The sequence below is a fragment of the Parabacteroides sp. AF39-10AC genome (genome assembly GCF_003635405.1).
Classification (GTDB): Bacteria; Bacteroidota; Bacteroidia; order Bacteroidales; family Tannerellaceae; genus Parabacteroides; species Parabacteroides distasonis.
Map to the genome: position 1 here is coordinate 115,729 of NZ_QTLP01000004.1, position 12,377 is coordinate 128,105.

The following is a 12,377-nucleotide window of genomic DNA, read 5'->3' on the forward strand; positions in this document are numbered from 1 at the left end:
TTCTCGATTCGTAATATATATGTATGTTTGCGGTAATCAAATAGTTATGATGTTGAAAAGAGAGAAAGGGAGCAGTTATGTTACAGTATGAAAGTGAGTTAGAAATCAGCCGGATATTGGTTGAGTGGTATGAAACCTATAAAAGAGAGCTTCCTTGGAGGGAAACGAGAGACCCTTATATCATCTGGATATCGGAGATTATATTGCAACAAACCCGGGTTGTACAGGGATTGGAGTATTTTTTGCGTTTCACCGAACGTTTCCCGGATGTGGCATCTCTAGCGGCGGCGGAAGAGGATGAGGTGCTGAAATATTGGCAGGGCTTGGGGTATTATAGCCGGGCTCGTAACTTACATGCGGCGGCTAAATCTATCATGGAGCGGTTTAACGGGGTTTTCCCGGAGAATTATAAAGAGGTATTATCCTTGAAAGGTATCGGGGAGTATACGGCGGCGGCGATCGTCTCCTTTGCTTGGAACCAACCGTGTCCGGTCGTGGATGGAAATGTGTACCGGGTACTTTCCCGTTTGTTTGCCGTAGATACGCCGATCGACACCACGAAGGGTAAAAAGCAATTCGCGGAACTGGCCGGAATGATCTTGGACCCTAAGAACGCAGGGACGCATAATCAGGCGATCATGGAATTGGGTGCTTTGCAATGTGTTCCTCAAAACCCGGACTGCGGGGTGTGCCCGCTAAAAGATAAATGCATGGCGTTCGCTTCCGGCAATGTGCAAGCTTATCCGGTGAAACAAAATAAGACGAAGACAAGGGATCGTTATTTCCACTATCTATACATTATATATAAAGGACAAACTTGGATGAACAGACGGGCGGGGAAGGATATCTGGACCGGCTTGTATGAATTTCCTTTGATCGAGACGGATCATGCGATGGATTTTTCCGGTTTGTGTGAGACGCAAGCCTTCCGTAACCTATTGGGAGATGCTGGAAAATTGAGTATCACCCAAGGGTTATCGAATGTAAAGCATACGCTCTCCCATCAAATTTTATACGCTTCTTTCTATCAAATAGAGATAGAGCTGGTTCCGGAATCCTTGGGGAATTATCTCTCTTTGCCTTGCCGGGATATTGAGAAGTATGCCGTTCCCCGGCTGATACATATTTATTTAGAGAAATTAAACGGAAACTTGTGAGAATGATTGAATTTGTGTTTCTTTGTATGGTTATTAAGAATTTGAATTATGTCATTGAATAAGGTTATATTGATCGGCAACGTAGGCAAAGATCCTGACGTTCGCTATTTTGACAGTGGTGCCGCTGTCGCTAATTTCCCGCTGGCAACCTCGGAACGTGGGTATACGTTGGCAAATGGAACGGTGGTTCCGGAACGTACGGAGTGGCATAATATCGTAGTTCGTCGGGATTTGGTTCCTTTCGTGGAAAAATGGGTACGTAAAGGTTCCGGTGTATATGTGGAAGGCAAGATTCGTACTCGTAATTATGATGACCAAAGCGGCGTGAAACGATATGTTACGGAGATCCATGCGGATCGTATCGAGTTTTACAGTACGGGTTCCCGTCCGGCCGATGGTGGAAATACGACTGCACAAGGCGGTAGTATGCAGCCCAATGTGGGGCAAGGACAATCGGCTCAACCGACTACGGCGCCAAATACCGCTTATCAACAGCCAGCCGCCTCGCAGCCTAGCGCATTCTCAGAATCCAGTGACGCGGATGATCTCCCGTTCTGATATTGTTTAACTAATACTGTTTCCCTTGGACTCGGACTATTATTTATCGGGCTTATTTGAAAACGTAACGGTGCAGGCGCTGACAGCGGGTCCTGTGATCGCATTAAGCCTCGCTTTTTTACTGCTGTTTGTTTCCGGCTTCGTGTCGGCCTCTGAAGTGGCATTCTTTTCTCTAACCCCGGGCGACCTAAATGAGATCGGGGAAGAGAATCGCCCGGCAGATCCTGTTATCAAACGTCTCCTTGAACGTTCGGAGTATCTATTGGCATCTATATTGATCGCTAATAATTTCGTAAATGTGGCGGTCGTTATGTTGTGTACCTATGCGATTAACGCTTGGATTAATTTCTCGGCCGCTCCTCTTCTAGGCTTTGTGCTTGAGACGATTCTACTGACTTTCTTGCTTTTACTTTTTGGGGAGATCATGCCTAAGATTTACGCACAGAAGAATTCTTTGCGTTTTGTTCGTTTTTCAGCCTCTGTATTAAGTGGTTTGGAACGCTTCTGCCGCCCATTCTCGAAAATCTTGGTTAATTCCACATCGGTCATCAATAAAGCGTTAGCGAAAAAGAAATATGATATCTCTGTAGATGAGCTTTCTAAAGCGTTAGAGCTAACCTCTACCGAGATCCCGGAGGAGAAGGAGATGCTGGCGGAGATTATCAAGTTTTATAATAAGACCGCTGATGAGATCATGACTCCTCGTCTGGATATGGAAGATATCGAGATCAAGATCAGTTTCCGTGAGGTGGTTGATTTTATTATCAAATCCGGCTATTCGCGTATTCCGGTATATTCCGAGACTGAGGATAATATAAAAGGTATCTTATATATCAAGGACTTATTGCCCTATATTGACAAGCCCGATACATTCCGTTGGCAGAGTTTGATCCGACCGGCCTATTTCGTGCCGGAAACCAAGAAGATCGATGATTTGCTGGAAGAGTTCCGTACCAATAAAATTCATATGGCGATCGTGGTCGATGAGTTTGGCGGTACCTCCGGTATCGTGACGATGGAAGATATCCTAGAGGAAATTGTCGGAGAGATCTCCGATGAGTATGATGAGGATGAGCAACAATTCATCCGTTTAGCAGACGGTAGCTTGATCTTTGAGGCAAAGATATTATTGACGGATTTCTTCCGGGTTATCGATGCCGATCCCTCAGATTTTGGTAAATTGACGGAAGAAGTGGAAACTTTGGCCGGTCTTTTGTTGGAGATAAAAGGGGATTTTCCACGCCGTAGGGAGATTATAGATTTTAAGGAATATCGTTTCCAAGTGCTGGAAGTGGATAACAGGAGGATATTAAAGGTTAAATTTAACCGTATCCCTGAAGGTACAGGGAATGATGAGAATGGGAAAGATACGAAGTAAATGTTTATGAAATGGATAGCTGCTGTCATAGGAGGTTCTCTGTTTTTAGGGATATGCTGTATTTCGTGTGTGGAATATACGCCGAAGCCACGGGGCTATGTTCGTATCGAACCTTCGAAGGCACAATATAAACCGCTTGATCTCAGTTACCTGCCTTTTAATTTTGATGTCTCTCAGACTGCGGTCATAGAGGTGCCGGATCAAAAGAAGGGTGTTACGGGCTTGAATATCTCGTATCCGGAGTTAGAGGCTAAGCTTTATTGCAGCTATTTGCCAATTACTCCCGCGTCCTTGGTGACGGTGGAGACGGAAAGCCGCTCTTTCGTCGCCCGCCAAATAAAGTCGGAGAGTCGGATATCGGAGAAAGCGTATTCCAACCCTGCCGCAAACGTTTATGGCTCACTGTTTCTTCTGGATGGAGAATCGGCTTCTCCCATACAATTCCTGTTGACAGATAGTGTATCGAATTTCTTCCGGGGAGCCTTGTATTTTGACTGTAAACCCAATGCGGATTCATTAGCTCCCGCTATCCAATATATCCGGGAAGATATCATAGAACTTATACAAACTTTTAGTTGGAAAGAATAATATGGCCTTGCTATATAAACAACTCTCGCCGCTGCATGGAGTCTGGAAAATGGAAGAAAGTTCTGATGAGCTTTTGGGGATGCTTGAGCATAAAGCGGACTATTCTTCTTTTTTGGAGCGGGTATCGGCAGAGAAGCGGAGGCAGGAACGTTTCGCCAGCCGGGTGCTTTTAAAAGAGCTTTTAGGAGAGGAGGTAAGGGTTGACTATCATTCTACGGGTGCCCCGTTCCTCGCGTGCGTACCTTTATATATAAGTATATCTCATACGAAAGATTATGTGGCGGTAATCTTGGATAAGCGTCCGACAGGGATCGATATCGAGTATCGTTCGGACCGGATCTTGAAAATACGAAGTCGCTTTATGAATCCGGAGGAAGAGGCGGGTATCGATCTGGAGCATGAGGTCGAGCATCTATTAATCCATTGGTGCGCCAAAGAAACCTTGTTCAAGATAATCGGGCAGGAAGGAGTGGACTTTCAAAAGCATCTTCACGTGAATCCTTTTCCTTATTTATCGAGTGGGACGTTTAAGGGACGAGAAACCCGGACCGAGGCATGTCGGGAATATGAGTTGGCATATCAAGTTACACCGGACTATGTATTGACTTGGTTGAAGTAAGTTAACTTCATACGCTTGTGAAGTTAACTTCATTGACTAACGAAGCTAACTTCATTGGCTCACGAAGCTAGCTTCATCAAATCATGTGGTTGGAAAGATATCGTTCGATCTATTTCTGCCAGATCTCCCAAGCGGCGAAAGCCTGTAATAGAAGCATTTCCAGACCATTTTTCACGACGGCGCCTTTTTCTTTTCCTTTCTTCATGAAAAGGGTCTCATCCGGATTGTAAAGTAAATCATACAATAGATGATTCGGCGTAAGTAAATCGTACGGGATATCCGGACATGAGTCTATATTCGGGAACATACCTAAGGGAGTCGTGTTTACGATCACCGTATATTGCTCCATGGTTTTCGGAGTAATCTCATCGTACGTGATACAAAATTCTTTCGGTTTGCGAGAAACCAGCGTGGCACCAACGCCTAGCTGTTTCAGTCCGTGGAAGACTGCCTTCGACGCCCCTCCCGTACCAAGGATCAACGCTTTCCGGTGCGTTTCTTTCAATAAAGGATCAATCGATTGCTTGAATCCGATAATATCCGAGTTATATCCTTTCAGTTTAAGTTTGCCGAAAAGACCTTTTGTGAACTTGATGACATTTACCGCTCCGATCTGACGGGCATCGTCATCCAAATCGTCTAAATATGGGATTACTTGTTCCTTATAAGGAATGGTCACGTTTAAACCGTTAAGTTCAGGGTTTTCTTTGATTACGTTCTTAATCTCCTTGATAGAGGGAATCTCGAAATTCAAGTACTCAGCGTCGATCTTCTCCGCCTCAAACTTCTGGTTGAAATACGTTTTAGAAAACGAATGTCCGAGGGGATATCCCAGTAAGCCATATTTCTGCATAACCTTTTTATTGTTTATTCTTTAGATCCTGTATATAATGAACAGATCCCGAAGGTAAAGGTCCGTACACGGGCCTGCTTGAAGCCTTGGCGGGTGAGTAAATCCGTCATGACCTTTCCCTGAGGAACTACCTTGATGGAAGCCGGCAAATAATTATACGCGACTTTTTCTTTAGAGAGTAGACGTCCGATAAAGGGGATGACGGTCTTTGAATAGATCTGGTAGAGTTGTCTCATGGGAAAATGTTCCGGTGTGGAAAGTTCCAAGATCATGATATGCCCACCGGGTTTCAGCACCCGGTACATCTCTGAGATACCTTGCTCTATGTTCTCAAAATTACGAACCCCGAAAGCGGCGGTTACGGCATCGAACGAGTTTTCCTCGTAGGTCAAGGCCGTACAGTCCTGTTGCTCGAAGGATATATACTCCGAATAACCGGCGGCAGCTACTTTTTTCCGTCCCACTTCCATCATGCCTAACGAGATGTCGGCACCGACGATATGGTCGGGTCGCAGCTTTTTGTACATGGAGATAGCCAAGTCTCCGGTACCGGTAGCGATATCCAGTATCGTTTTAGGAGAGAAAGGACGCAGGAAAGCGATCCCTTTCCTGCGCCATATCTTGTCGATACCAAATGAGAGAGTATGGTTGAGTTGATCATACGTTTCGGCTATCGAGTCGAACATACGTTTGACTTGCGTACCCTTTTGTTCCTCTTTGTTATAAGGAAGTATTGTCTCTGAACCATACTGTGTCATGTGCGGTATCTTATTTATTCTGTAAATATTCGGTAACGTTTTTCTCGATGCGGTTCAGCAAGTTATCAGTCTCGCCTTTTACAAAAGTCTCCCCTGTGATATGCTCGAACAATTCGATATATCGGTTGCTGATTCCTTCTACGATCTCCGGTGTCATTTCAGGAACTTTCTGTCCGGATTTACCTTGGAAGCCATTTTCCATCAACCATTCGCGGACGAACTCCTTGGAAAGTTGCTTCTGCGGTTCCCCTTTGGCGAAACGATCCTCGTATCCTTCTGAGTAGAAATAACGGGAGGAATCCGGAGTATGGATCTCGTCGATCAAATAGATCTTGCCGTCACGATGACCGAACTCATATTTCGTGTCAACCAAGATCAAGCCACGTTCCTTAGCGATCTCGGTACCGCGTTTAAACAAGGCCATCGTATATTTCTCAAGAACCTCGTAGTCCTCTTTAGAGACCAAACCTTTAGCGAGAATCTCCTCTTTAGAGATATCTTGATCATGCTCTCCGATCTCAGCCTTTGTGGTCGGGGTGATGATGGGTTCGGGGAAACGTTGGTTTTCACGCATACCCTCCGGTAGTTTCACGCCGCAGATCTCACGCACGCCGCTCTTATAAGCACGCCATGCGCTTCCGCACAGATAACCGCGTACGATCATCTCAACCGGGAAACCTTGGCATTGAACGCCAACCGTTACCATCGGGTCCGGAGTCGCCATTTTCCAGTTCGGACAAATATCAGTCGTAGCGTCAAGGAACTTGGCGGCGATCTGGTTTAACATTTGTCCCTTGTAAGGAATACCTTCCGGCAAGATAACATCGAAAGCGGAAATACGGTCTGTAGCGACCATTACCAATACCTCGTCATTGATGTTGTACACGTCGCGTACTTTCCCATGGTATACGCTCTTTTGTCGCGGGAAATTGAAGTCTGTTTTAACTAATGCCTTCTTCATGACTCTTACTTTTAGTTGTTGTCTATATTCGTTTTCTTCTCTTTTGCCTCTTTGATCTCTTTCTTCCGTTTATCATCGAACTTATCATAAGCCTCTACGATTCGTTGGACAAGTTTATGCCGGACAATATCTTTCTTGGTGAACTCGATCTTACCGATCCCGTTTACGCCCTTCAATATTTGCATGGCCTGTATCAATCCGGACGTGGTAGAAGGCGGAAGGTCTATCTGCGTGACATCTCCGGTGACGATCATCTTGGCGTTCATACCCAAGCGGGTCAAGAACATCTTGATTTGATGCGTCGTCGTGTTTTGCGCCTCGTCCAATATAATGACGGCGTCGTTCAAGGTACGACCGCGCATAAACGCTAGCGGGGCGATCTGTATCACGTTATTCTCCATATATTCCTTCAGCTTGGCTGCCGGTATCATATCCTGCAAGGCATCGTAAAGCGGTTGCAGATAGGGATCTAGCTTATCCTTCATCTCACCCGGCAAGAAACCCAGTTTTTCTCCGGCTTCCACGGCGGGACGGCTTAAGATGATCTTCCGTACTTCCTTATTCTTTAATGCTTTTACGGCTAGGGCGATAGCGACGAATGTTTTGCCCGAACCGGCGGGTCCTGTGGCGAAAACCAGATCGTTGTTCTCGAAAGCCTTTACCAATAACTGTTGATTCTCGGTACGTGCGGTAATCGGCTTGCCATTCATGCCGTGGATGATCAGGTTCTCCTGCTTCACGACCGTGGGGCCTTTCCCTTTTATAATATCCAGAATCACGTCTTCGGAGAGCGAGTTAAACTCCTCACAGTATTTTTCCACCTCACGGATTTTCTTGAGAAAAAGCTCGGACTCATCTTCATCTCCAATCACTTTCATCACATTTCCACGGGCAACGATACGCAATTTCGGAAACAATGTCTTGATCAATTGCATATTAGAGTTATTCACACCGTAGAAAATTACCGGGTCTACGCTTTCAAGAATATAAATTCTTTCAATCATCCGCTATTCCTTTTATTAAATTACGCTTCAAAAAGATGTGCTATTTTTTATTATTCGAATCAAGTTACAAAATTAGTAATATTCTTTATCCATTGATGCAAAGGGAGAAGTTTTATTTCACGGGAACACATCTTTCAGCCGTTCGTCTACCATTTAGAGAAAAACTAATTGGAGTTAAGGGGGAATTTCGGATTTTTCCGTATGTTTGTCAGGCAAAACGAAGGAAATGAAGATGAAGACTGTGTTTAATGTGATGTTGTTGCTGGTCGTGATCGTGTCGGCGACGGCTTTTTCTTCTTGTAAGGAGAAAAGAGGTGAATTGAAGAAGATTTGGTACAATGGAAGCTATAATCGTGATTTTAATGATTTGAATGACGTTCATTTGTCCGTTGCGAAGAAGATCGGCATAGAGCCTGTCTCTTCGAGGGAAGGAGCGGAGCACGCCTCCCGGGATATGGTGGAGATCAAGACGAATGACTATTACGAGGTAGAGGAGTTGACGCACTCTATTCCGTATTTGGTGCCGGAAGCCGCTAATCTGCTGGAGGATATCGGGAAAAACTTCCAAGACTCATTGAAAAACTTGAATGCTTCCATCTATAAAATAAAGGTAACCAGTGTAACCCGTACGGTTGCCGATGTCAAGAAATTGAGAAAAAGGAATACGAACTCTTCTCTCAACTCTGCCCACCAATACGGAACTACGTTCGATGTATCATGGGTACGCTATACTAAGATAGATGAGAAAGATACCTTAAATATTGATAAGGACCGCTTGAAAATGGTGCTTGCCTCCGTGCTTCGTGATTTGCGCAGGGCGGATCGTTGCTATATCAAGCACGAACGCAAGCAAGGGTGTTTCCACATTACGGCTCGTGAGTTGTAATTTGTTCCAGCGCTTTCGTATAAACCGATTTGTCGTATCCGGAGAAACAGCACATCGTGACTTGCTGGATTTCCGGATTCTCTTTTAGGAAGGTATCGATCGTGCGGATCGCTATCCGTGCCGCCTCCTCGATAGGATAGCCATATACGCCGGTGCTTATTGATGGGAAAGCGATTGTTCTCAGTCTGTTCTCTTTCGCCAATCGCAAGGAGTTTCGATAACAATTTTCCAGTAGCTCCGGCTCTCCGTGTTGTCCGTTTCGGTAGATGGGACCGACGGTGTGTATGACATGACGGGCTTTCAATCGATAACCTTTCGTTATCTTCGCCTCTCCGGTCGGGCATCCTTGTAAAGTCCGGCATTCGTCAAGGAGTTCCGGACCGGCGGCCCAATGGATGGCACCGTCTACGCCGCCACCTCCCAATAAGCTATTGTTCGCGGCATTTACGATGGCGTCTACATCCAATGTCGTAATATCTGCTTGTATAGCAATTATTCGTTCGTTCATATCTTTAGTTATTTGTATGTTGGTCCTGTTCATATATATTCTAAATGTGCGCAATATAGCGAAAAAGTTGCTTTGTTTCAAACTTAAAATAGTTGTTTTGAAAGCATGTACGTGTTTTCTAGGAGGGTTAGTGGGGGATTTTGGCTGTATTTTGCAGAGTCAAATTTTTATTGGAATATTTTATAATATTATTTGGTTTATAAAATAAACTTATCTATATTTGTGATGTGCAAAGAGTGATGCGCAGCTCCTTTGCATTTTTTTATCCATGGATGGTTTATAAAATAAACTTGTTTGCAGTAACAGTGATAATAATTAAGAGGAGGATACTAAAATGAGACGAGTTTTATTCATATTATCTTTATTCATGTTGGTATGTGGTTGCATAGAGGCACGTACTATTATTGTAGAGATTGGAAATATACGTGATAACCATGGGAATATCCTAGTTATGGCTCAGTCAGGAAAAGATACCAAGCCTGTTTATGGCATGGCGAAGTCTGAGAAAGGAAAGGTTACGATCCGGCTGGAAAACGTGGATTGGGAAAAGTTTGATCTGTCCGTATTCCATGACGAGAACGAGAATTGGCAAATGGATATGCTGGAAGGAAAAGGGCCTGCGGAAGGATATGTGTTGAAAAGTTGCGAGGTGAAGGATGAGGAAGCGACTTTCAAATTAAAACTGTATTATCCGGTAAATCAATAGAGCCATGGTACGGTTTTTACTACTATGGCTCTGGATTTTGGCGATAGGCGGGAGTAGTGCCCAAAAGATCTCGGGACAAACGGTTTATAAAGCCCATGTTTCCGATGCGGAGGGAAATGCCGTGGAATATGCGACCGCTGTGCTTTTATCGGGAGAAAAACAGGTAGAGGGTACCGTGGCCAATAGTGATGGCGATTTTAGCATGGAGGCGGAGGCTGGGAAGTATAGGCTTGTTGTTCAATGCCTCGGATACGAGCCTTTACGGAAAGAGCTGATCTTGCCGATAAAACGGCGGGATTCCTTGATTCTAGATCTATCGAACCATGTTCTGAGGGAAGTCGTTGTTCAAGCGAAGAATATCGAGCGGAAGGCGGACCGCTTTATCATGTCGGTCATGCCATCTGCCGGAAAGGATGGTACGGAATTATTGTCACAGGCACCGGGTGTCTGGCTCTCGGATGAAACTATCTCGATAAACGGGGCGCAAGGAACGAAGGTGTTTGTGGATGATCGTGAGATTCGTTTAACGGGAGAGGAACTACTGGCTTATTTGCGGTCTTTGAAATCGGAGGATATAAAAAGGATTGAGGTAATACCGATCGCGGGAGTTGAGTATGAGGCCTCAACTAAGGGTGGAGTGATCAAGATCTCATTGCGGCGACGTCCGGATAACGGTATGCAAGGATATGTATCTTTAGGTACGTCATTGTCTCCATCTTTACAAGGGTATATTCCATCGGCGTCCGTAAATGCACGTGTCGGGAAATGGAGCTTGAATGGAGCGGTATCGGGTACTTTTACTCCCCGGGATAAAGGAGAGATGAACTCCAACAGGGAATACGGAACGGTGGGGAATAAGTTTGTGTCTCAATCTTTGTATGATACGGATTCCAAATATGGGAATGGACGTGTCGGGGCTATTTTCGAGATCGATTCGCTGAATAGTGTCGGAGCTGAGATCGAATATATCAATCAAGCTTCGGATGGAACATCTTGGAGTCAAACGGATTTAGTAAAGAACTCTTATCCTATGAAGAGTACGGGGAATTATCGACAGAAGGATGATTATAACACGTTTTCCGCTACGGTCAATTACTTACGCGAAATGGATGATCGAGGCTCGGTATTTAAGGTCATAGCCGATTACGTAAGTAAGCGATCAACCGGGGATAATTTCCATACGATCTGTTATGAACAGTCTAGTTGGAGCTATGACACGGTTTACCGGAGTCATGCGGCGGCGGATTATGATATGGCGACAACCGATATTTCTTTCCAAAAGAATTTGCGTGAAAAAATGTCTTTGAAAATCGGGACCAAATATGCCTATACATTGATGGATGATCATTCCTTGTATGAGGGGGTAACCTCTAGTGGTAGCTGGATTCCAAATGAGGAATATGGATATACCTTGAGATATAATGAAAATATAGTAGGAGCTTACGCCTCTTTCTCTGCGGAGATCAAGAACTGGTCGTTTGCTGCGGGGGTACGTGCGGAATATTCCAAGACGTCGGATAGAAGTGAGGATTTTAGTCGGGATTATCTGGATCTTTTTCCGAACTTGAACGTGACCTATGCGTTCGATCCCATCAAGAGATGGATGCTGGTCGGGCAATATGCTCGTAATATCGAACGTCCTCCGTTCTATACCTTGAATCCGAATCGTATACAGAGTTCGGACTATAGCTACCAGATCGGGAATCCCTATCTGCGTCCTACTTATATCAATCGTTTCAGTGTAACGTTGGTTTATAATTATCGTTATACGGTGACTGTAGGAGGAAACTTGCACCACGACTTGATCCGGGAGTTCTGTAAACAAGATGTGGCGAATCCCGATGTATCCTATATCACGTATGAAAATCACGATCGGGAAAACCATTGGTTTGTAGCGGTCAGCTTGCCGTATCAACCCTTTACTTGGTGTAACTTGACAGGGAATTTCATAGGCGTACGGCAGGATATCCGGATGACGGAATTGTCTTCTTTCTTGTCTCATTATTTAGGGTTTGCCAATGTGATCGCTACCTTTACGTTGCCGGCAGGTTTTACGGTGGAGGCCCGGTATAGTGGAACGAGCCAGCTATATTCCGGTAATAGCGAGGTCGCCCCCCGGCATACGGTTGGAGTAATGGCGAGGAAGAAACTCTTGAATGATAAGCTATTGTTGGCAGTTTCAGTCGATAATATCTTTAACCAAGCCAATGAGTACGCCAGTACGTTGGATGTTTATCGAACATCATCCCGTTATGAAAACGGACTTACTGGAAGGGTCTTTAAGGTTGCGTTGACATGGAATTTCAATAGCGGAAAGAAAGTAAGGAAGAGTAAGATTGAGATAGGTTCCGGTTCCGAACGGAGTCGCCTGAATGAAAAATAACATAAAATAAATACAATT

Annotated in this window: 13 protein-coding genes; 8 read left to right on the forward strand and 5 right to left on the reverse strand. The window is 44.8% G+C overall.

The annotated features are described in order from the left end of the window. The first annotated feature begins 77 nt into the window (after positions 1 to 77). The 5 genes from mutY to DW033_RS05050 are packed head-to-tail and all read left to right on the forward strand — an operon-like array spanning position 78 to position 4,300. On the forward strand, positions 78 to 1,157 hold the full coding sequence (mutY, locus tag DW033_RS05030; RefSeq protein ID WP_005864713.1) for an A/G-specific adenine glycosylase: 1,080 nt from the start codon (positions 78 to 80) through the stop codon (positions 1,155 to 1,157). A 48-nt stretch (positions 1,158 to 1,205) separates the two neighbouring features. Continuing rightward, on the forward strand, positions 1,206 to 1,715 hold the full coding sequence (locus tag DW033_RS05035) for a single-stranded DNA-binding protein (protein ID WP_005864715.1): 510 nt from the start codon (positions 1,206 to 1,208) through the stop codon (positions 1,713 to 1,715). A 25-nt stretch (positions 1,716 to 1,740) separates the two neighbouring features. Further along, on the forward strand, positions 1,741 to 3,093 hold the full coding sequence (gldE, locus tag DW033_RS05040) for a gliding motility-associated protein GldE (RefSeq protein WP_008773452.1): 1,353 nt from the start codon (positions 1,741 to 1,743) through the stop codon (positions 3,091 to 3,093). Positions 3,094 to 3,099: 6 nt separating this feature from the next. Then, positions 3,100 to 3,681: a gliding motility protein GldD gene (locus DW033_RS05045; RefSeq protein ID WP_121772326.1), complete on the forward strand. Its 582-nt coding sequence runs from the start codon at positions 3,100 to 3,102 to the stop codon at positions 3,679 to 3,681. 1 nt (position 3,682) lies between these two features. Continuing rightward, positions 3,683 to 4,300: a 4'-phosphopantetheinyl transferase superfamily protein gene (locus tag DW033_RS05050; RefSeq protein WP_005864721.1), complete on the forward strand. Its 618-nt coding sequence runs from the start codon at positions 3,683 to 3,685 to the stop codon at positions 4,298 to 4,300. 109 nt (positions 4,301 to 4,409) lie between these two features. Here DW033_RS05050 and DW033_RS05055 read toward each other — a convergent pair whose 3' ends face one another. Genes DW033_RS05055 through DW033_RS05070 form a run of 4 tightly spaced genes read right to left on the reverse strand, consistent with a single transcriptional unit; the run spans position 4,410 to position 7,876 of the window. Further along, positions 4,410 to 5,153 (reverse strand): shikimate dehydrogenase, encoded by a 744-nt coding sequence (locus tag DW033_RS05055; RefSeq protein WP_005854619.1) that lies wholly within the window; start codon positions 5,151 to 5,153, stop codon positions 4,410 to 4,412. Positions 5,154 to 5,167: 14 nt separating this feature from the next. Then, positions 5,168 to 5,911 carry a bifunctional demethylmenaquinone methyltransferase/2-methoxy-6-polyprenyl-1,4-benzoquinol methylase UbiE gene (gene ubiE, locus DW033_RS05060; protein ID WP_008773451.1) on the reverse strand — a complete coding sequence of 248 codons (744 nt, stop codon included), beginning with the start codon at positions 5,909 to 5,911 and terminating at the stop codon, positions 5,168 to 5,170. 10 nt (positions 5,912 to 5,921) lie between these two features. Further along, positions 5,922 to 6,872, reverse strand: coding sequence for a phosphoribosylaminoimidazolesuccinocarboxamide synthase (locus tag DW033_RS05065; protein ID WP_005864727.1), 951 nt, complete (start codon positions 6,870 to 6,872; stop codon positions 5,922 to 5,924). Positions 6,873 to 6,883: 11 nt separating this feature from the next. After that, complete coding sequence (locus DW033_RS05070; protein ID WP_005854625.1) at positions 6,884 to 7,876, reverse strand: PhoH family protein; 993 nt, start codon at positions 7,874 to 7,876, stop codon at positions 6,884 to 6,886. Between the two features lie 226 nt (positions 7,877 to 8,102). On the opposite strand from DW033_RS05070, the gene DW033_RS05075 reads away from it, so the two are divergent. Further along, positions 8,103 to 8,762, forward strand: a complete 660-nt coding sequence (locus DW033_RS05075) for a DUF5715 family protein (RefSeq protein WP_008773450.1) — start codon at positions 8,103 to 8,105, stop codon at positions 8,760 to 8,762. On the opposite strand, the gene DW033_RS05080 is transcribed toward DW033_RS05075, so the two are convergent. Beyond that, a complete protein-coding gene (locus DW033_RS05080; protein WP_005854629.1) occupies positions 8,743 to 9,270 on the reverse strand; it encodes an O-acetyl-ADP-ribose deacetylase in 528 nt (175 codons plus the stop codon). The genes DW033_RS05075 and DW033_RS05080 overlap by 20 nt on opposite strands. Before the next feature lie 334 nt (positions 9,271 to 9,604). Between DW033_RS05080 and DW033_RS05085 the strand changes: the two genes are divergently transcribed. Then, entirely contained in the window at positions 9,605 to 9,976 is a 372-nt protein-coding gene (locus DW033_RS05085) for a DUF2141 domain-containing protein (RefSeq protein WP_005864733.1), read from the forward strand. A gap of 4 nt (positions 9,977 to 9,980) precedes the next feature. Next, positions 9,981 to 12,359 carry an outer membrane beta-barrel protein gene (locus DW033_RS05090; RefSeq protein WP_057326929.1) on the forward strand — a complete coding sequence of 793 codons (2,379 nt, stop codon included), beginning with the start codon at positions 9,981 to 9,983 and terminating at the stop codon, positions 12,357 to 12,359. The last annotated feature ends 18 nt before the right edge of the window (positions 12,360 to 12,377 follow it).